The following is a 19,092-nucleotide window of genomic DNA, read 5'->3' as shown; positions in this document are numbered from 1 at the left end:
CCGCCACGTTGAAAACCATGTCAAGCCGCCCGCCCTCATCCTTAGATGCGCCGATGAGCCTTGACATCTGCTCCTCCACCGTCACGTCCGTTACAACCCCAAAGGCCCTGCCGGGATAGGATTCGTTGAGCCTCTCCACCTGACCTCGCAGCTGCTGTTCCTTCAGATCCCCCATAAAAACCGCCTTGGCTCCACCTTTAAGCAGCCCCTCGCATATTCCAAGCCCAATCCCCGAAGCCGCTCCGGTCACCACCGCCACCTTGCCCTCAAAGTCCATCCACAACACCCCCCTTATCTCATCAAAAGCCCCATCAATCAAACGCCCTGAAGAGCCCTGGACAAACCCACCTCAAGCACCGCGGCCCCCCGGGTCATAAGGGCGTCCCGCCATCCAAGCACAGGAAGGTCCGCCAAGGCCTCGACGATCCTCCACTGAACCGGGTGCCTCTCAAAGCCAACCTTAGTCCAAGAGACCCTTCCCGCACCACGCCTAGCACACCTAAAAGCCACCCTCTGGGGGTACAATGTAGGATGACTTAAGGCTCCTCCCGGCCCGCCAAGGTTCGGTATGTACCTCCACCCAAAGAGGTTAACCCTCCCGTTCATGGACTTAAGATCCAAAGGGGGCACGTCCTCCTTACCCCAAAAATCCAAGGAGCAAAGCTGGCATGACTCGTAGGCAATGGAGGTAAACCAGTGATCCCCCACGTGCCTTTCTGGAGCTATCTGGGCGAAGAGCTTTGGCACCCCGTCCTCCTCCCGGCCGCCTATTATGGGGCAAGCCTTGTCCTCCCATACCACCAGCGCGTAGTCCCCCTCTATGACCTCCTTGCCCGCAACGTACCTGGCGGGAACGGTAACCTGTAAAAGCCTGTACTCACCGCCGGACATCCACTTAACATCCCTGCAGTTGGCGTACTGCACGTCCACCCTGGGCTCAATCAGATCAAAGCATTCCGGCAAATATCCAAGCAACGCCTCCGGATCGGTATCAAAGCCCAGCCTCACGCAGGTCATGTCCCCATACTCCGCCACTACTGGCTCAAAGGACCGGCCGGAAAAGTGCACCGGCATTGAATAGACCATGTCCTCCCTTAAACTAAAGCGTCCCCTCATGCCCACCCCACCTTTCTAAAACAACACCCCCATAGACAGGTCCCACGTCCCCATATTACCACCATATCTTCTAAATATTTCGGAAATATCACGTTGAACTCCATCTCCCTTTTGAAACCAGATGGGTCCTAAGGCCATCGGGTGTTGTAAAATGAATAAGATGTGCGATACTGCCGCCTTCCTCCCCGGAGCCTTTGAAGGGGAAAGACGGAAAGGGGAAAACATCTCACACCAAGTACGGGGAGGTTCCAACATGCTCTCTTTGTCTTTGGCGATTGCCATATCTTTAGACCTTATTCTTGGGGACCCCCAATGGAACTTTCATCCGGTTAGGCTCGTGGGCCGCATGGCCCAACGGTTGGAACCTATGTGCCGGGCTCTGCCCCTGTCCCAGCCCTCCCAGGGAGGGGTTTTCCTGTTCCTGGTTCTAGCCGCTTCCCTTTTACCCCCGTGGCTGTTCCTCAAGGTGCTGGGCCTTTTGCATCTGGAATGGCTGGGAGGAGCCATCGTTATCTACTTCTGTTTGGGTGGCAAAAGCCTTGCCCATGAGGTGTCCCAGGTCCTAAAGTCCCTAAAGGACCGTGACATGGACGGCGCCAGGGAGAAGCTCAAACCCCTGGTGAGCCGCAGGGTCGACCACATGGACGAGGATTACATCACAAGATCCGCCCTTGAGACCCTGGCGGAGAACTTCTCCGACGCGCTGGTGGGCACCCTCTTCTACGCCGCCCTTGGCGGACCTCTTCTCGCCTGGGCCCACAGGGTGGTTAACACGTTGGACGCCATGGTGGGATACAAGGACGAACGCTACAACCACTTCGGCGCCGCTTCCGCGAAGCTGGACGACATTCTAAACATCCTGCCCTCAAGGCTGTCCGCCCTCATCCTGGCGGCATCGGGACACATGATGGGAAAGGACTTTATGGACACGTGGGAAGCAGTGAAGGAGGACGCCCCAAAGGACGAGAGCCCCAACTCGGGATGGCCCATGTCGGCCTTCGCCCATGTACTTGGGATTACACTGGGAGGGGCAACCCTCTACGGCGACCAGTGGGTTCAGTGCCCCACCATGGGCTCGGGTCCTAAACCCACCGTTGAGCACCTCCAGGGAGCCCTGTCCCTCTACTGGGTGAGCTACATGTTAAGCGCCCTGGGCGCCCTTGTGCTGGGGGGGTTGATGTCCCTTTGATCCACGGGGGAATGATTTACCAACTGGCAGCGGCCCCATGGAAGGTCCTCGACTTCTCAAGCAACGTTAACCCCTACGGCCCCCCCAAGGGGGCCCTCCGGGCGGCGCGCCTGGCGCTTAAGCGCGCAAACCTTTATCCGGACCCCGATCACACGGCGCTGAGAGAGGCTTTCGCAAAGTGGCTTGCGGTGAAGCCGGAGATGACCTGTTTTGGCAACGGCGCAAGCGAACTAATAGGGGCCGTCATGATGGCTCTGCGCCCCAAGAGGATGGTCACCTTCTCCCCCACCTTCGGGGAGTACGGGGCATGGGCGTCCAGATTGGGCATACCGGTTCTTGAAATCCCCATGAGGGCCCCATGTTTCGAACCGCCCCTGGAGGATCTAGATCGTCGGCTTGAGAAGGGGGATCTGCTTGTCATATGTCAGCCAAACAACCCCACCGGACGGGCCTATTCGGACCTGGAGCTTAAGGCCATAACCAGAGCCTGCCACGACGCCGGCGCGTACCTGCTGGCGGACGAGTGCTTCATAAACCTCACCTATCCGCCCTCCCGTTCCATCATAGACAATGGCTCAATCCCCGCTGGGTCCATAGCTCTCAGGGCCTTCACCAAGGACTTCTCAGCCCCCGGCCTTAGGGTGGGCGCCGCGGTGACCACGCCGGAAACGGTGGGAATCGTGAGAAGGGCCCTTCAGCCCTGGCCCTTAAACTGCGCCGGGGAGGCCTTCGCCACCTGGTGCTCCCTAAACCCGGAACCGTTCCTCCAAGAGTCCAGGGAAAAGCTGGCGGCGGAGAGGGAGTATCTAACCAGGTCCCTAAGGGCCATGGGGTTTGAACCACTCAACTCCAGCGTCAACTTCATCCTGTGCACGTCGCCATGGGAAGCAAAGGATCTGCTTAACCAGCTAAAACCCATGGGGATACTCATAAGAACCTGCGAGTCATTCGGGCTGGGGAAGCATTACGTGCGAATAGCGGTGAAGGACCGTAAATCCAACAGGACCCTGATAGGGGCCATAGGGGGGCAAAAGAACGTATAATCTCATAGCCTTAATCAACCGAAAGGACGGAGAGTATCGATGCCAAACATAGTCATAAGCCATTACGGAATCAGGGGCGTTGAGTGCCCTCACTTCACCGGCACCAGAGATAACCTGCTCAAGGTGGTAGAACGGATGGCGCCCAAGTTCGCCACTCTGGGGATAGAGATCTCGGTGGAGTACCGGGGCATGGAGGATCTGGAGGAGAACCGCTCCCTGCACAACCTTATAACCATGGAGGCCCCGGGGGAAGTGCCCGAAACCTCCTTGGAGTCCCTTGCGGGCCTTACCGTGGAACACGAACCCTGCGAAAAGATGGGATGCTGCAGGGCCCTGGTCATGGAGACCGCCAAGTTTCAAGAGGTACCATCGGGGCTGGTGATGGACGGCCTGGTCCGCATGTCCATGAGACTCATAGGAGGCTGCTCCTCCGATGGTTGCGGATCCTGCAGCTGCCACTGACAACAAACTCCTTCTTTACGAAAACGCCCAGGCGAATTGATCCCATCGAGCCGAACGTAAAGGCCATTAAGGGGTCATACGCACACACCGCGGGAGGTGAGGTGGATGGCGGAGCTCATAATAACCACTAAAGGCGGAGACAAGGGTACCACGTCCCTTTGCAACGGCGATAGGGTTCCAAAGGACCACCCAAGGGTGGAACTTTACGGCACCCTTGACGAGTGCCAGGCCCACGTGGGCATGGCAAGGGCCACCTGTCCCTACGGCGAGGTTGCTGAATGGCTTCTGAAGCTCGAGGAGAACATGTCCTACGCCATGGGGAGCTTCGCCATGTGCGAAGACCTGCCGGAACCGGATTCGTCGCTTCTTGAGACCCTGGTGGCCAAGGTCACCGCCATGCACAAAGGGCCCTTCAGGTTCGTGCGCCCCGGAGACTCTGTGCCAGGGGCGGCCCTTCACATAGCAAGGACCGTGGCAAGGCGGGCAGAGCGGGTGGCAGTCAAGCTCTACAGGGAAAACCTGATTTCAGATCATGAGTACGTATACCTAAACAGGCTTTCAGACGCCATCTACGCCCTGTCCCTCTGGGTAGACATGCTGGCGCGGGGCGACGTTCCTAAAAAATAGAAAATAATCCCCCCGCCCCTCTCGTTGAATGAGCCGTGCCTTTTGCAATAAAATAATGTATAAAGGATTCCGCAATTTGAAGGATCAACGCTACAACCAATGACCTAAAGGAGGCATCCCAATGAAGGACCACCCCCTCTCTCCCGCAAGGAGCCGAGATTTAAGGCAGATCGTTTATGACAAGATAAAGGACGCCATAGTTAACGGGATCATATCGCCGGGGGAGAAGCTGTCGGAGTTCGAGCTTTCAAAACAGCTTGAGGTGTCAAGAACCCCCATAAGGGAGGCTATCCGCCAGCTGGCCCAGACAGGGTTGGTAAGGCTGGTCCCAAGGAAGGGGGCCTTCGTGGCCCTGCCATCCCCCAAGGAGGCGGAGGATCTTTACGAGATAAGGTTGGTGTTGGAAAGCCTGGCGCTGGAGAAGATCTGCGCCGATCCGCCCAGGGATGAGCTGCTTAAGTTCCGGGAACTCTTCAGCTCAGTGGGGCCTAGCTGGTCTGCCGGCCAATACTTGGATCAGGACAGGCGTTTCCACGGGTTCATAAGCAACCAATCGGGGAACGCCTTTCTTGAGACGGTGCTGCACAACGTGAGCGACCTCATACAGCTGTGCAGGCACTATTCCATGGAAGGGGTGCCGCTGGAGCGATCCTCGGAGGAGCACGTGGCCCTCATCGACGCCATACTGGAACGCAACCTGCCCCTGGCTAAAGAGCGCCTCAAGCTTCACCTTAACAACGCCGTGGCGTCCCTCACCGGTTACATAACCTCCCACAGGTAGGGGGTGTTGAGCTTGAGGGTCCTCCTGGGCATGGGGCTTGCCATAGCCGCCGCTGCTGTGTGGGCCATGGCTCCGGTCCTCTACAGGCGGGGCATAGAGAAGGTCTCGTACACCGCCCTTGGGGCCGTCCGGTGCATAGGGTATGTGTTAAGCGCCACAGCCTACGCCTTGGCCGCCAAGGGCACCGCGGCCTTCATACCCCCTGAAACCCACACGTTGGCCTTCCTTTGGGCCTCCTCTGTGGCGTGGCTTGTGGTGGGGGACCTTTGTTACTTCGGAGCCCTTCACAAGCTCGGCGTATCCGTGGGGGTGCCGGCAACGTCCTCGTTCCCGGTGGTGGCGGTTGTAATGTCCCATTTCGTCATCAAAGAGCCCATGGGGGCAAACATAATCATCTCGGTGCTTCTAACCCTAGAGGGGTTGTTCCTCTTAAACCGGAAAGACGGCGGCTCTTCGGACTCCCCAAGGGAGCTTACTGGGGGGCTCATCCTCGCCGGCGCCACCATGTTCTGCTGGAGCCTAGGGGTGGTGTCCAACAAGATCCTGATCGGAAGGATGGACATCCCGACCCTGGAGCTTTGGAGGTCCATCGGGGTAACCGTGGGATCCATAGCGGCGTTCCTCATAAAGAATCCTGGGGAGGTAAAATCCCTAAGATCCCTCAAGGGGAGGGACCTGTTGGAGATGTCGATCGCAGGAGCCATGGGACTCACCATAGGGAACCTGCTCTTCTCCTACAGCTTAAACTACATATCCGTGGCGCTGGCCACATGCCTTGCCTGCGCAAGGCCGTTCCTGGCCGCCCTTTTCGCCATGGCGGTGTTGAGGGAGCGCCTTACCCGCAAGGTTGCCCTAGGAATAACCCTGGTGGTGGCGGGAGTAACCGTCATGTCCTTATAGCGTATTAACGGTTAGGGGGACATTTAAATAGGCCATGTCTAAAATCTTCTTCGCTTACAAACTCCTGGGGTCCCTGGTGGTGCCTCCGGGACTCTTCATCCTTTTATGTTTCGCCATGGCCGCCGCGGCGCTGCGACCCCCAAGGCGCCTTGGGCTAGCCTTGACAGCAGCCGTCACTGGAATGCTGATCTACTCCGCATCATGCGACTGGTCATCCAGGATCATAACCGGCTCGCTAGAGAACATGTACCTGCCCCAAGGGACAAAGCTTCCGGAGGGCGATGCGGTGATAGTGGTTCTCGGGGGAGGGGTGAGGTACGAGCAGGATCTTACCCCCTTCGAAATGGGCACCTACACCGCAGCCAGGGTTCTGGCAGCCCAGCGCCTGGCCGCCAAGACCGGTTGGCCTGTTTTGTGCTGCGGCGGCAACCCAAGATCAGACCCGGACCCCTCGCTCTCGGAGGCACGGCTGATGGCGGATACGTTGAGGGACATGGGTATAGAAAGGGTTTATGAAGAGGGCCGGTCCAGGACCACCATGGAGAACCTCTCCAACGCCTATCCAATGCTTAAGAGCTTAGGCGTCCGCAACGTGGTGCTGGTGACAAGCGCCTTCCACATGCCAAGATCCCTGTACGCCGCAAGGAAGGCGCTCAAGGGCTTCCAGGTCTACCCTTACCCAGCGGGGCGCCTCACCGACCGCTCCCCCCTTGACCCCATGAGTTTACTTCCCAACCAGACCGCCATGGCGACCTCTGCTCTGGGGCTTAGGGAGTGGGTGGGGATCGGACACTACAAGGTGTTAAGCCTGTTCAGCAGGTCTCCTGAGGAAAGGTAATCCCTGTACCTTTCAAGGGGTTTGCCCGCCCGCATGTCCTCCTCCAGCTGAAGCATCAGGGACGAAAAGCCCCTGTAGCCCGCCACCGCGGAATCCCCCTTGAGGCGATGGACCAGCTTTTCTGCCACCTCAAGGTCGTTCCTGGCTATGGCATCACAGAGCCCCGCGGCCAAATCGGGCAGCTCCCTTAAAAAATCGTCCTTCGCCAGGGCCGCCACCGGATCCACATCCATATCTTCGGGGTTCCACCCGGTCCACTGGGCCACCACGTCCTTCAAGAGCTTCGCCGATATGGGTTTGAAAAGGGTCTCGTCCATCCCCGCCTCCAAAGCCCCCGCCAGGTCCGACTCACCGCCTGCGGTAAGGGCCAGTATGGGCTTGTCAAACCCCATCTCCCTGAGCTTCGATGCCGCCTCAACCCCGCCCATCCGGGGCATCAAAAGGTCCATGAACACTATGTCGGGCATCTGGGACATGGCCAGATCCACCGCCTCAACCCCATCGGAGGCGGATATCACCGTGGCCCCCATCTTCTCCAGCATCACCGAAAGGGACTTCCGGTTCACCAATGAGTCGTCCACCACCAGAACCTTGGGAGCCCTGCCCAGGGACCTTGGAATCGACGAGGTGAGCCTGCGAATGGGTATGTTCACGTCAACCCCTTCCCCCTGCACGGAGGTGAAGAAGCTTATCCCGTCGCTGTACCTCTCCGCAAGGAACTCCACCACCCCCCTAAGCCCAAAGGTGGACCCCTGGGACAGGGAGGAGGCCTCTATCATCACCTTGACATTGGAGGAGTCCCCCACCACGCCCACGCTTACGGACTGGGCGGACATGTCGACGTAATACATGTTGACTATCCCCATGAGCATCTGAAGTGACCCATACCTTATCTGCGATGAGGGGTCCATGCCCTCTATGAAGATCTCAAAGGCCCGGTTTTCCATCCTCTGCCAGCCCTGCCCCAAAGCCCTCAGGGCGTCCAACGCCTCGCTAAGGGGCACATAGGCCCCAAAACGCTGGGACTCCAGCTCTATCTCGCAAAGCAGCGTGTCTATCTGGGAGCTGAGGACCCTAGCGGCCCCAAAGGCCAGGGAGGCGCTTTGAGGAGAGTACTGGTTCTTAAGATCCTCCAAGGCAAGGGACAAGGTCCAAAGGGGAGTCCTGAGGTAGTGGCCCCACTGCTCCATCTCGCTGAGCTTCACCCTGCCTCTCACGGCATCCAGCGAAAGGGCGAACAGCTCGCCAAGGATCCACAGGGACAAGAGGTCGTCGGAGTTGTAAGAGGAAGCCCTTCCGAAGACGCCGACCCAGCCGGACATGCGCCAGGTGTTGAAGGGGGCCAAAGCTCCCCTGTCAACGCAGAGCCAGCCGGGGAAACAAAGGGGGTTGTCCCTCTCCCTCACGGCGGGAACGTCGCTGGGGGACTCGATGGACTTGAGGTACAGCCAAAGCCTATCGGCGGTCTCCTTGGGAAAGTCCTTAAGGGATCTTAAATCTCCGTCGTCCCAAAAGTAAGCCTCGTCTTCCCCGTCGGAGAACCAAATGGCGCAGCTAGGACTTTTGGATATCTCACAAAGGCCCTTGAAGAAAACCGAAAGCAGCTCTGACTTGGAGGAAGCGCTTTTAACTCCGTGGAGAAGCGACTTAAGAGTAGAGCTGTCCACCCCTTCACCTCCTCAAGAGGGTCATCCTTCTCATTCTTCGCCGAAACGGCGCCAAAGGCGCCTCAACCTGTCCTTTATCCTTGCCTCCATCCCCCGGTCCGTGGGCCTGTAGAACCTCCTAGGCTCCGGAAGGTAACTTGCCGGAACCCACCCCCTGGGATCCCCATGGGGATACACGTAACTGGCGCTCCCAGGGATCAGATGCTCCGGGACATCCATCAGGTCCCCATCCTCCACGGCCTTCCTTGCGGATCTTATGGCCTCGTAAGCTTTATTGCTCTTGGGCGCCGCGGCCAGGTAAATGACCGCCTCCGCCAGCAACATGTCCCCCTCCGGCAAACCCACCCGGTCGAAGGCTGACGCGGCGGCCTCCGCCAAGACCAACCCCATGGGATCCGCCAGCCCCACTTCCTCGGCGGCAAGAATGCATATCCTGCGGGCTATGAAGCGGGGATCCTCGCCGGACTCCAACATCCTGGCCAGCCAGTAGACCGCGCCGTCCGGATCGGAGCCCCGGACGCTCTTTATAAAAGCAGATATCAAATTGTAATGTTGATCTCCCTTTCTATCATAACGCCTGAAGGAGCTACCCGCAAAGGCAAAGACGTGCTCCTCCCTTATGGAGCTCCCCCCCATGGCGGCAACCCCCAAGGCAACCCCCTCAAGCCTTAAGAGCGCCTGTCTTAAGTCCCCGGAAGAGGAGGAAGCCAAGGCCCCAAGGGCTTCCTTTGTGGCGGACAACCCCAAGCGGCCCAACCCCCTTTCCTGGTCCTCCAGGGCCCGCTGGAGGACCAGGAGCACGTGGGAATCCTCCAGCGGCTTCATCTGGTAGACCAACATCCTGGAAAGCAGGGTCTTGTTTATCTCAAACCAAGGGTTCTCCGTGGTGGTCCCCACCAGAACCATCTGTCCGGACTCTACGAAGGGCAGCAGCACATTCTGCTGCTGGGAATTGAAGTGGTATATCTCATCCACAAAGGCTATGGGAGGGTCAAACCCCATGGACAGGAGCGACACCGCCCGATCCGCCAAAGCCCTAAGGTCGCTGAGCTTTGAAGTTACCGCGTTTATCTCCAAAAGCTCCCTGCCAGTGGCGGATCCCATAAGACGCACCAAGGTGGTCTTCCCCACCCCCGGAGGTCCGTAGAGGATGCAGCTGCGAATAGAGTTAGTCCGTATGAGCAGCCCCAGGGGGCCCTCGGGACCTAAGAGGTGCTCCTGCCCCACGTACTCATCGAGGCTCCTAGGCCGGAACCTCTCGGGAAGCGGAACCTTAAACCCCTTCTCCATGTCCTGCACCCCCACTTCCCCAGCGGGACAGGAGCTCTTCCACGGGTACGGCGGACGGCTCGGGGCGGTCAAGGATCCTCACGAGGGGGAAGGACTTTCGCAGCGCCTCCCCCAAGGTCCTCCTAAGGGATGAGCCCATGGCGGACACCGGGATGGATGGACACATGAGAAAGTGCCCGTAGGACACCTCCACGTCCTCCATGAAGAAGGCCCCACATCCCATGGACGCGGCGGCGAAGGCATTCTCCCAGAAGCCCTGCCTAAGCTCCACCAGGCCTATGGACTTAAACCGCTCAACCAGTCCATCGACGCCCACGAGCTCCGCCACAGGCCTATACTCCCAGGGCACGCACATCCTAGGTTCCATAAGATGCTCCAAAAGCTGGAACATGTCTTCAAAGCAGAGGTCCGCCAGGGGAGCCCAGGCCTCTTCGAAGCGGTTCACAAGGCAAGTCCTCATAGAGGCCCTGCGGCCCCCTATGAGGTCGTACACGTAATCCCCCAGGAACAGACAGTCCCAGGGGGAGGCCCCAAGCAGCGACGCCGCGTGTAGAAGAGGGGCGGGATCCGGTTTAGGAGGCGTGAAGTCGTCCCTTGATATGGTAACCGAAGGCAACTGGATCCCCGATGCCTTGGAGGCCGCCTCCATGGCCCTCCTGCAGTTTCTGGAGACCACTCCCCAAGGTATCCCGCGATCCTCAAGGAACTTCAACACCTGAACGGCCCCCCCAACGGGCACGCTTTTGAGGGCCCCCTCAACCTCTATGGCCTCAAGGTCCATCAACAGGTTGGACCTCAAGGGCTCTCCCAGGGAGTCAGCTTCCTCAAGGAGCATGACCCGCCGTCCCCCGAAGTACTTCTCCCTTAGGGGGGAGAAGTCCAGCCGGCTGTCCACCAGAACCCCGTCCCAATCGAATATCACCGCCTTGGAAAGGCACGGACCCCACAAGGGGGACGGGGAGTGGCTCATCTAACACACCTCCAGAAGACTTGCAAACTTGTGATGGTTTGTTTAACAAGCAAAAAGGCCGGCCCCAGATAAACCTTGGGGTCCGGCCGGGTTAAAACCGCTCAAATTAGCGGAACGAGATAACCCCGCGATGCCGTGCGGGGAAGGCCTTGACCCGCTGCCTCAATATATGGAGCCCCCCGAACCTTGGAATCAGACTGCCTTGAAGGCTGTCATCACCGGAACGGAGAAGGCCCCGGCGGGTTGAAAGTGTTGGCTCAAGACTCTACACCCCTTCCACGAACACCGCAGGGCTACTCTTGTCCATTATTGTATTTTGAAACCCCCGCACACGCAAGGGCCGCCCAAAGGAACATTAAACTCCTCTTCTGGCCCCTTCAACCCCTTCCCTCACGGAGTCCCTGACCCACAGGCACACGTCAGGGGTCTTGAAAAGCTCGGGATCCTCCAAGATCTCAAGGGCCTCGGCGGAATCGAAGACGTACACCCCCCTGCACTTGAACGTAAGCCTCCAGCGCACCTTAGGGTGCCCGGAGAGCAGGGTCATCATGGTGGATCCAAGGTCTCCCACGGGAGGCCTGTCTATGTGGCTCAACCGGAAGGACGCCTCCGTAAGGGTGCCCTCCCCGGGCTTTGACTCCAGCCGGAAGGCGCCACCGCACGCCTCCGCAGCCTGCTTTAAGAACGGCAGCCCAAGCCCCACTCTCCTGGTGCTCCTGGAGGTGTAAAAGGGATCCACCGCCATCTCGGCCACCTCCTTGGGCATCCCCCTTCCGTTGTCCCTAACCCACATCCTCACCAGATCTCCCTCCACATCCTCCTCCAGCCCCATGTCCACAAAGTCCGCCCCGGCGTTAACTCCGTTCTCCGCTATGTCCAACAGGTGATGCGAAAGATCCTCCAGCAAGGGGATCACCTCCAAAATGTCGCTAAGGCAGATAAAGACCTCCTCTGCAAACCAATGTATAATGTAATGGTATAGAGGGGAGGTGGAAACACCTTGAGAGGAATTTGCGTCCACGCCCACTTCTATCAACCCCCGAGGGAGGACCCATGGCTAGACGAGGTCCTTCTGGATCCTTCCGCTGCCCCATCTCATGACTGGAACTCCAGGGTAACCGACGAATGCTACAGACCCAACAGGGCCGCCCGCCTGGTGGACTCCTCGGGCGGGATAGTGCACATAATCAACAACTACCTGCACATGAGTTTTAACGTGGGGCCCACCCTCCACCGCTGGATACTGCGCCACGACCCGATCCTGGATTACCACATGGCCCAGGCGGACAGGACATCGGAGGCAAACCTGGGGTGCGGCAACGCAATAGCCCAGTGTTACAACCACATGATAATGCCCTTGGCGACCCACAAGGACAAGAGGACTCAGATCCTATGGAGCATAGAGGACTTCAAGGCCCGCTTTGGAAGACCCCCAGCGGGCATGTGGCTGCCCGAGACCGCGGTGGACATGGAAACCCTTGAGGAGTTGGCCCGCCTTGGAATAGGCTTCACCATCCTAGCCCCCCATCAATGCGCCGCGGTGCGTCCACCGGATGGGCCATGGGTCGAGACTCCTGGAGGCGCCGGGCTGGACGTCACAAGGCCCTACAGGCAGCACCTGCCATCGGGGCGGCACGTGGACATAATCTTCTACCACGGGGCAACCTCCCAGGCCATAGCCTTCGGAGGCCTTTTGGACAACGGCGACCGGTTCGCCCAGCACCTGATGGGGTTGCTCCCCGATGATAACGAACCTCGGCTTCTAACCATAGCCACCGACGGTGAAACCTACGGGCACCACCACCGTTTCGGAGAGATGGCCTTGGCCAGGGCGTTTCAGCTCATATCTCAACGAAAAGACCTGTTTCTAACAAACCCAGGGGCCTTCCTCAAAAAGCACCCCCCCCTGTGGCAGTGCAGGGTGGCGGAGAACACCTCGTGGTCCTGCGCCCACGGGGTAGAACGCTGGAGAAGCGACTGCGGATGCCACACCGGCGGACATGTGGGCTGGCACCAGCGCTGGAGGGCCCCGTTAAGGGCCGCCCTGGATCACATCAGGGATCGCATAGACCAGGTCTACGATCAAATGATCTCCCCATTAACGGATCCCTGGGAACTGCGCAACCTGTTCATAAAGGCACTTCTGGACCGAAGGGACTCCAACCCATCTCCCCTTAAAAAGAGACAGGACTTCCTCAAGGAGCACCTGCCGGGCATCGATGACTCGGAGGGCATAAGGGTCCTCACCCTGTTGGAGGCCCAGCGGATGCGGCTCTTCATGTACACCTCCTGCGGGTGGTTCTTCAACGACATCGGCGGCATAGAGACCCGCCAAATCTTAGCTTACGCCCAAAGGGCCCTGGAGCTCACCGAAGAGGCCTCCGGGATGGACGTGTCCGGGGAGTTCCGTCAAATCCTAAAGACCGCGGAGGGTAACACGAAAGAGCTGCCCAACGGTCTTGAGGTGCTCAACCGCACGGTGATGCCCCAAAGGCGCACTCTGGAGGACATGGCGGCGGCCTCCATCATGCTTAAGACCTCCGGCACCTTCTACTCCTTTTTCTGCTCCTCCAGACTCAAGGAAGCCGCCTCCGCAGGCGTGGCATTGAGGGTTGGGACCCTGTCGGTGACCGATCAGAGAACCGGGAAGACCTGGTCCGGCTCCGGGGCGGTCCTTTCCGCCGGAGGCTTGGACGACCGTTGTTGGCTCAGTGATAAGAAGGTTGACGCCGAAGCCCTTATCAAGGATTTTATTAAATTAGATATAATAAGTTTTGGGGATCGTCTTAGGCAAGCGCTGCCCATTGGGCCCCGGGGGCCGGAGGCGCTCCCGGAGGACGAGAGGGCCTCCATGGGCATGCAACGGGCCCAAGCGGCGGAAGATCGCTACGAGGACCTCTCCCGCTCCATACTGGAAGACAACCGCCGCCTAATAGCCCAGTTAGGGGATCTTGGCCTTACCCCCCCTTCCCTAATGACCGCCGCGGCAGAGATAGTGATGAGGGGGAGGACCAGGGAACTTCTATCCCAATTGGATCCCATGGGGTTATCCAAACCGGGATCGCCGCTGGAGGAACTTCTAAAAGAAGCCATGGACATGGGCATAAAACCCCACATGGATCAAGTGGCCCCGGCCCTGACCGAGGCTCTGCATGACCGCATAAGGTCCTTACGAAACGGAGGTGAGGACGAGGAGGCAGGAATAGCCGACGTCCTGGAGACGATCCGCCGCTTCAGGGACCTGGGGGTCCCCCTGGACCTCTGGAGGCTCCAGAACGAGGTATGGAGGAAGCTGGAGTCCACGGGGCACCAGCTGGGGCCTATGTGGCTTGAGCTGGCACGGGAGCTGGGCTTTGCCCTGCCCGGATGATAATGCCGCCAACGGAATGAATGATACAATGTCATCAAGATGATGCATCGCCTTAGGTTTGTTATGCCCTGCAATCATAATCTATGAGGGGGGTACGCTGATGACGATAATGACCTACGGGGACAACATAGGCAACTCGATGCTCAAGACCCTGGAACACGACCCGGTCTTCAGGTCCGTGGCCTATTTCTCCATGGAGATCGCCATAAGGCCCGAGATTCCAACCTACTCCGGCGGCCTTGGGGTGTTGGCGGGGGATATAATAAAAAGCGCCGCAGACCTTGGAGTGCCCATGGCGGCGGTTACTCTCCTATACAGGAAGGGTTATTTCATCCAGCACATAGACGAAACGGGGTACCAGAAGGAAAGCCCCGTGGAATGGAAGCCCGAGGAGTATCTCACCCTGCTCCCCAACGAGGTATCCGTAACCCTGGAGGGCCGACCCGTCAAGGTGCGCACTTGGGTGTACGACTACGTTGGGCAGTCCGGTTACCCCCTTCCAATATACTTTCTGGACACGGACTTCGAGAGCAACACCCCGGCGGACAGGAACCTCACCTGGTACCTTTACGGCGGCGACCAGCGGTATCGGCTGTGCCAGGAGCTGATCCTGGGCGTAGGTGGTTTGAGGATGCTCCGGGACTTGGGATACCGGAACATAAAGACCTTCCACCTCAACGAAGGCCATGCGGGGTTCATAACCCTTGAACTGCTGCGGGAACAGGGGTATGAGGATTACAACAAGATCCGGGAGAAGGTCATATTCACCACCCACACGCCGGTGCCCGCGGGGCACGACCACTTCTCCTACGAGCTCATAGACAAGGTCATGGACCCGGTGTTCGTGCACCACATAAAGCGGATGATGGGGCCCGAGGGTGTTTCCATGACCGAGCTGGGCCTTAAGTACAGCAGGTACACCAACGCTGTGTCGGTAAAGCACGCGGAGGTGAGCCGCAACATGTTCAACGTGGCCAACATAGACGCCGTGACCAACGGGGTCCACTCCACCACATGGACCTGTCCCGGCTTCGCCAAGCTGTACGACCGCTACATCCCTGGCTGGCGCAACGACCCCAGCCGGCTCATTCAGGCCCTTCAACTGCCCGACGAAGAGGTTTGGAAGGCCCACCAGGCGGCAAAGATGAAGCTGCTCGCCAGGGTTCTGGAGGAGACCGGCCGAGAGCTGGACGCGGACGTGCTTACCATAGGCTTCGCAAGGCGGGCGGCGGCTTACAAGAGGGCGGACCTCATCTTCTCCGACGTGAAACGGCTCATAGACGTCTCCTCTGGTCAAGTGCAGTTCATATTCGCCGGCAAGGCCCACCCCCACGACGAGCCCGGCAAGGCGCTCATAAAAAGGATTCACGACATGGCGAAGGAGATCGGCACCGCCGTGCCCATAGTCTTCCTCGAGAACTACGACATGTCCCTGGCAAGCCTTTTGACCTCCGGCGTGGACATATGGCTCAACAACCCAAGGCGTCCCAGGGAGGCATCGGGCACGAGCGGCATGAAGTGCACCCACAACGGGGTTATGAACTTCTCGGTCCTGGACGGATGGTGGATAGAGGGGTGGGTGGAGGACGTGACCGGGTGGTCCATAGGGCCTGAGCCTGAAGAGGCGGAGCTCGTGGAGTACGACGAGATGCAGGACGCCATGGACCTTTACAACAAGCTGGAGGACAAGGTCATCCCCACCTACTACCAACACCGGGACCGCTGGATATGGATGATGAAACACGCCATAGCCCTCAACGCCAGCTACTTCAACACCCACCGGGTGGTCAAGGAGTACTGCGAGAAGGCCTACGGCGTGGTTTTCAGGGGGCTCTAAGACATGGGGCGCAAAAATCCCATCCGGGTGCTCCACGTAACCCCCGAGATGGCACCCCTGGTGAAGATGGGGGGGCTGGGAGATGTGGTGGGCTCCCTCCCGAAGGCGTTGAACTCCATGGGAGCCGATTGCCGGGTATTGATGCCCAACTTCAAGGGAATCTCGGAAAAGGCAAGCTCCCTGAGCATAAAGATCGTCAAGTGCCCAAATAAGGTGCACGCGGCGATTAACTGGCGGGTATACTCTGGGACGATCCTTAGAACCCAGGTAAACGGCGTTAAAGTATACCTGCTTGACCAACCGGAGCTCTTCTCGGACCTTGACGCGTATCCCAAATCCCTTACCTGCGAGGCGGTGCTGCCCTTCATCTTCCTATCCATGGGAGCTCTGGAGCTGGGAAGCGCCTTGGGATGGACGCCGCAGGTGCTGCATCTTCACGATTGGCCCGCGGCACCGGCGGCGAGCATGCTCAAGTGGCACCGGCATTACCATAAACTCCGGGGTCAGTTTGAGACGGTGCTGACCATACACAACCTGGCCCATCAGGGGATAGTCTCCCCCGGCGGGTTGGAAGGCTGGGGATTCAACAAGAACAGCTTCTCCGTGGAGGGGATGGAGTTCTACGGGCACGTGAACCTTTTAAAGGGCGGCATCATAGCCAGCGACAGGGTCACAACCGTAAGCCCCAGATACTCCTGGGACATCCAGACAAAAGAGGGCGGCATGGGGCTTGACGGGGTGCTGTTTGCAAACCGCGGCAAGCTGTCCGGCATACTCAACGGGGTGGACTACGACGTTTGGAACCCCTCGGTGGATCCCTTGATCCCAAGCCCATATACCACGGAGGATCTCTCCGGCAAGATCAAATGTCGAACCAAGCTCCTTAGCTCCCTTGGATGGGATGACACCGATGACGTGCTGGTGGCCTTCGTTGGCAGGCTGGTGGAGCAAAAGGGCATCGACCTCATCCTTGGAGCCCTCAGCAAGATCCTCGCGGAGCCTCTGAGGCTTGTGATCCTGGGCTCAGGGCACCCCCTGTTCGAAGAACGGCTTAGGTCCGAGGCAAAGAAGCACCCGCAGAAGATCTGGGTATCCACGGACTTCGACGAATCCATGGCCCACAGGATATACGCCGGCTCCGACCTCATGCTCATGCCCTCCCAGTTCGAACCGTGCGGGTTGTCACAACTGATAGCCATGGCCTACGGCACCATCCCGGTGGCGAGGGCAACGGGTGGCATAGCGGACACGGTGATAGACGCGGACGGGGCGGAGGACGGGAATGGGTTCCTCTTCATAGACTACTCCCCGGAGGAGATGATGAAAGCCCTTAAAAGGGCCCTATCCGCCATGGGCGATCCAAAAAGACGGGATAAGATAAGAAGAAACTGCATGACCGCCGACTTCTCATGGCGGCAGTCCGCAAGGGCTTACATGAACATATACGAGGAACTACTAGGATATAGATAGGGGGGATCTAAAGGTCAGAGCCACAAACCCAGGTCGAAATCCCTTGACCCTATGACATGGCTTAAGGGCTGTCCTATGTCCAAGGGGGACATTTCTTGTTTCTTTGGGATCTCACGCCAAACATCTCACGGGGGTGATGGATCTTGATCTTCGGCAAGTACGGAAGGGTCTTGGGGATAGTCCTGGCGGGAGGCAAGGGGGAAAGGCTCATGCCCCTCACCAAGTACAGGGCCAAACCGGCGGTCCCTTTCGCCGCCAAGTACCGGATAATCGACTTCGCCCTGTCAAACATGGTGAACAGCGGGCTTTTCTCCATATACTGCTTGGTTCAATTCAAGAGCCAATCCCTTAACGAACACATAGAACGGGGCTGGCAGTTCGGCAACGCCCTAAGGGGGCGGGACTACTTCATAACCGCCGTCCCAGCCCAGATGTGGACCGGGGAGAGGTGGTACGAGGGCACCGCCGACGCGGTGTTCCAGAACCTGCACCTGATAACCCTTTTTGACGCCGACAGGATCTGCATATTCGCGGCGGACCACATCTACAAGATGGACATAGAGCAGATGCTCCAGTACCACATGGACACCAAGGCGGACGTTACCATAGCGGCCAACACCGTGCCCTCGTCGGAAGCCCACGCCTTCGGCTGCATGGACACCGATCCCTCCGGAAAGGTGGTGAGCTTCGTTGAAAAGCCAAAGAACCCTCCCCAGATACCGGGTAAGCCGGGCTTCAGCTACGTGTCCATGGGCAACTACATCTTCGAGCGCCACGTGCTCGAAGAGGCCATAATAGAAGACAACAAGATAGAGACCAGCTCCCACGATTTCGGCAAGGACATACTGCCCCGCATATACAGCCGGTGCAGGGTCATGGCCTATGACTTCAAGAGCAACGTGCTGCCCGGGATAGACAGGCCCTACTGGAAGGACGTGGGCACCATAAAGGCCTACCACGAGGCCCACATGGACCTTTTGCAGCACCCATCGGACCTCACACTCTACAACCCCCTATGGCCCATAAGGACCGTATCCTACTCGGATCCACCGGGGTTCACCTATCCCGACAAGGGGCAGGGCTGCTCGGTGGTGGGCACCCTAAGGGCGGAGGGGAGCCGGGTACTTGGCGCCATAGTCCACCGGTCGGTGCTCTCCAGAAACTGCGTGATAAACGCCGGGGCGGTGCTGGAGGAGTGCATAGTGGGACAGGGGGTGATCATAGGGGATAACTGTAAGCTCCGCAGGGTCATCCTGGACGCCTACAACGTGGTGCCTCCAAACACGGTGATAGGATACAACCCAGAGGTGGACCGGGAGAGGTACCACGTGGACCCGGAATCCGGGGTGGTGGTCCTTGGTATGCCAAGGATACAGCTTAGAAGGGATCTCGGGCTTCCTCCGGACAACGACGACCCCTTAAGCGCCCTTTAGAAAGTAAAAAGGAGGCAAAAAGCTCAGATGGAGAGGAAAAAGCTTTACCTTGCAGTAACCGGGGCCATAATGTTGATGGGGATGGCCCTAGCCTTCCAC

At 58.6% G+C, this 19,092-nt stretch carries 17 protein-coding genes; 11 read left to right on the top strand and 6 right to left on the bottom strand.

What is annotated here, in order from left to right; all coding sequences use genetic code 11:
• A partial coding sequence (locus tag N2315_07630; GenBank protein ID MCX7829057.1) for an SDR family oxidoreductase occupies window positions 1-277 on the bottom strand: 277 nt, incomplete at its 3' end.
• A gap of 38 nt (window positions 278-315) precedes the next feature.
• Window positions 316-1,116: an acetoacetate decarboxylase family protein gene (locus N2315_07625; protein MCX7829056.1), complete on the bottom strand. Its 801-nt coding sequence runs from the start codon at window positions 1,114-1,116 to the stop codon at window positions 316-318.
• Window positions 1,117-1,369: 253 nt separating this feature from the next.
• Between N2315_07625 and cbiB the strand changes: the two genes are divergently transcribed.
• The 7 genes from cbiB to N2315_07590 all read left to right on the top strand — a co-directional run bounded on the left by cbiB (window position 1,370) and on the right by N2315_07590 (window position 6,956).
• Window positions 1,370-2,305, top strand: a complete 936-nt coding sequence (cbiB, locus tag N2315_07620) for an adenosylcobinamide-phosphate synthase CbiB (GenBank protein MCX7829055.1) — start codon at window positions 1,370-1,372, stop codon at window positions 2,303-2,305.
• 11 nt (window positions 2,306-2,316) lie between these two features.
• Complete coding sequence (locus N2315_07615) at window positions 2,317-3,348, top strand: histidinol-phosphate aminotransferase family protein (GenBank protein MCX7829054.1); 1,032 nt, start codon at window positions 2,317-2,319, stop codon at window positions 3,346-3,348.
• A gap of 39 nt (window positions 3,349-3,387) precedes the next feature.
• Window positions 3,388-3,810, top strand: coding sequence for a DUF2703 domain-containing protein (locus N2315_07610; GenBank protein MCX7829053.1), 423 nt, complete (start codon window positions 3,388-3,390; stop codon window positions 3,808-3,810).
• A gap of 105 nt (window positions 3,811-3,915) precedes the next feature.
• Window positions 3,916-4,437, top strand: a complete 522-nt coding sequence (locus N2315_07605; protein MCX7829052.1) for a cob(I)yrinic acid a,c-diamide adenosyltransferase — start codon at window positions 3,916-3,918, stop codon at window positions 4,435-4,437.
• Between the two features lie 121 nt (window positions 4,438-4,558).
• Window positions 4,559-5,218 carry a GntR family transcriptional regulator gene (locus N2315_07600; GenBank protein MCX7829051.1) on the top strand — a complete coding sequence of 220 codons (660 nt, stop codon included), beginning with the start codon at window positions 4,559-4,561 and terminating at the stop codon, window positions 5,216-5,218.
• Window positions 5,219-5,230: 12 nt separating this feature from the next.
• Window positions 5,231-6,118, top strand: a complete 888-nt coding sequence (locus N2315_07595) for a DMT family transporter (protein ID MCX7829050.1) — start codon at window positions 5,231-5,233, stop codon at window positions 6,116-6,118.
• A gap of 34 nt (window positions 6,119-6,152) precedes the next feature.
• Window positions 6,153-6,956, top strand: coding sequence for a YdcF family protein (locus N2315_07590; GenBank protein ID MCX7829049.1), 804 nt, complete (start codon window positions 6,153-6,155; stop codon window positions 6,954-6,956).
• On the opposite strand, the gene N2315_07585 is transcribed toward N2315_07590, so the two are convergent.
• The 4 genes from N2315_07585 to N2315_07570 all read right to left on the bottom strand — a co-directional run bounded on the left by N2315_07585 (window position 6,911) and on the right by N2315_07570 (window position 11,799).
• Window positions 6,911-8,623 (bottom strand): response regulator, encoded by a 1,713-nt coding sequence (locus N2315_07585; protein MCX7829048.1) that lies wholly within the window; start codon window positions 8,621-8,623, stop codon window positions 6,911-6,913. The two genes, N2315_07590 and N2315_07585, sit on opposite strands and share 46 nt — an antisense overlap.
• Before the next feature lie 30 nt (window positions 8,624-8,653).
• The gene (locus N2315_07580) at window positions 8,654-9,913 is read right to left on the bottom strand and encodes a replication-associated recombination protein A (GenBank protein ID MCX7829047.1); all 1,260 of its coding nucleotides are present in this window, start codon (window positions 9,911-9,913) and stop codon (window positions 8,654-8,656) included.
• Window positions 9,897-10,883 (bottom strand): HAD family hydrolase, encoded by a 987-nt coding sequence (locus tag N2315_07575; GenBank protein MCX7829046.1) that lies wholly within the window; start codon window positions 10,881-10,883, stop codon window positions 9,897-9,899. The genes N2315_07580 and N2315_07575 overlap by 17 nt, the downstream gene beginning before the upstream one ends.
• 355 nt (window positions 10,884-11,238) lie before the next feature.
• Window positions 11,239-11,799 (bottom strand): sensor histidine kinase, encoded by a 561-nt coding sequence (locus N2315_07570; GenBank protein ID MCX7829045.1) that lies wholly within the window; start codon window positions 11,797-11,799, stop codon window positions 11,239-11,241.
• A gap of 84 nt (window positions 11,800-11,883) precedes the next feature.
• On the opposite strand from N2315_07570, the gene N2315_07565 reads away from it, so the two are divergent.
• From N2315_07565 to glgC, 4 genes are all read left to right on the top strand, one after another.
• Window positions 11,884-14,253 (top strand): DUF3536 domain-containing protein, encoded by a 2,370-nt coding sequence (locus N2315_07565; GenBank protein MCX7829044.1) that lies wholly within the window; start codon window positions 11,884-11,886, stop codon window positions 14,251-14,253.
• A gap of 100 nt (window positions 14,254-14,353) precedes the next feature.
• Entirely contained in the window at window positions 14,354-16,090 is a 1,737-nt protein-coding gene (gene glgP / locus N2315_07560; protein MCX7829043.1) for an alpha-glucan family phosphorylase, read from the top strand.
• A 3-nt stretch (window positions 16,091-16,093) separates the two neighbouring features.
• Entirely contained in the window at window positions 16,094-17,560 is a 1,467-nt protein-coding gene (locus N2315_07555) for a glycogen synthase (GenBank protein ID MCX7829042.1), read from the top strand.
• A gap of 143 nt (window positions 17,561-17,703) precedes the next feature.
• Window positions 17,704-18,993, top strand: coding sequence for a glucose-1-phosphate adenylyltransferase (glgC, locus tag N2315_07550; protein ID MCX7829041.1), 1,290 nt, complete (start codon window positions 17,704-17,706; stop codon window positions 18,991-18,993).
• The last annotated feature ends 99 nt before the right edge of the window (window positions 18,994-19,092 follow it).

It is taken from the genome of Thermanaerothrix sp. (assembly GCA_026417795.1).
In the GTDB taxonomy this organism is placed as follows: domain Bacteria; phylum Synergistota; class Synergistia; order Synergistales; family Synergistaceae; genus Thermanaerovibrio.
The sequence above is the reverse complement of the archived record's forward strand: the minus strand, read 5'-3'. Positions and strand labels throughout refer to the sequence as shown.

What these genes read in the sequence shown, in the direction of transcription:
- N2315_07575 (MCX7829046.1), bottom strand. Translation starts at nt 10,883, where the DNA reads ATGAGCCACTCCCCGTCCCCCTTGTGGGGTCCGTGCCTTTCCAAGGCG.
- N2315_07625 (MCX7829056.1), bottom strand. Translation starts at nt 1,116, where the DNA reads ATGAGGGGACGCTTTAGTTTAAGGGAGGACATGGTCTATTCAATGCCG.
- cbiB (MCX7829055.1), top strand. Translation starts at nt 1,370, where the DNA reads ATGCTCTCTTTGTCTTTGGCGATTGCCATATCTTTAGACCTTATTCTT.
- N2315_07610 (MCX7829053.1), top strand. Translation starts at nt 3,388, where the DNA reads ATGCCAAACATAGTCATAAGCCATTACGGAATCAGGGGCGTTGAGTGC.
- N2315_07590 (MCX7829049.1), top strand. Translation starts at nt 6,153, where the DNA reads ATGTCTAAAATCTTCTTCGCTTACAAACTCCTGGGGTCCCTGGTGGTG.
- N2315_07600 (MCX7829051.1), top strand. Translation starts at nt 4,559, where the DNA reads ATGAAGGACCACCCCCTCTCTCCCGCAAGGAGCCGAGATTTAAGGCAG.
- N2315_07615 (MCX7829054.1), top strand. Translation starts at nt 2,317, where the DNA reads ATGATTTACCAACTGGCAGCGGCCCCATGGAAGGTCCTCGACTTCTCA.
- N2315_07580 (MCX7829047.1), bottom strand. Translation starts at nt 9,913, where the DNA reads ATGGAGAAGGGGTTTAAGGTTCCGCTTCCCGAGAGGTTCCGGCCTAGG.
- N2315_07605 (MCX7829052.1), top strand. Translation starts at nt 3,916, where the DNA reads ATGGCGGAGCTCATAATAACCACTAAAGGCGGAGACAAGGGTACCACG.
- glgP (MCX7829043.1), top strand. Translation starts at nt 14,354, where the DNA reads ATGACGATAATGACCTACGGGGACAACATAGGCAACTCGATGCTCAAG.
- N2315_07555 (MCX7829042.1), top strand. Translation starts at nt 16,094, where the DNA reads ATGGGGCGCAAAAATCCCATCCGGGTGCTCCACGTAACCCCCGAGATG.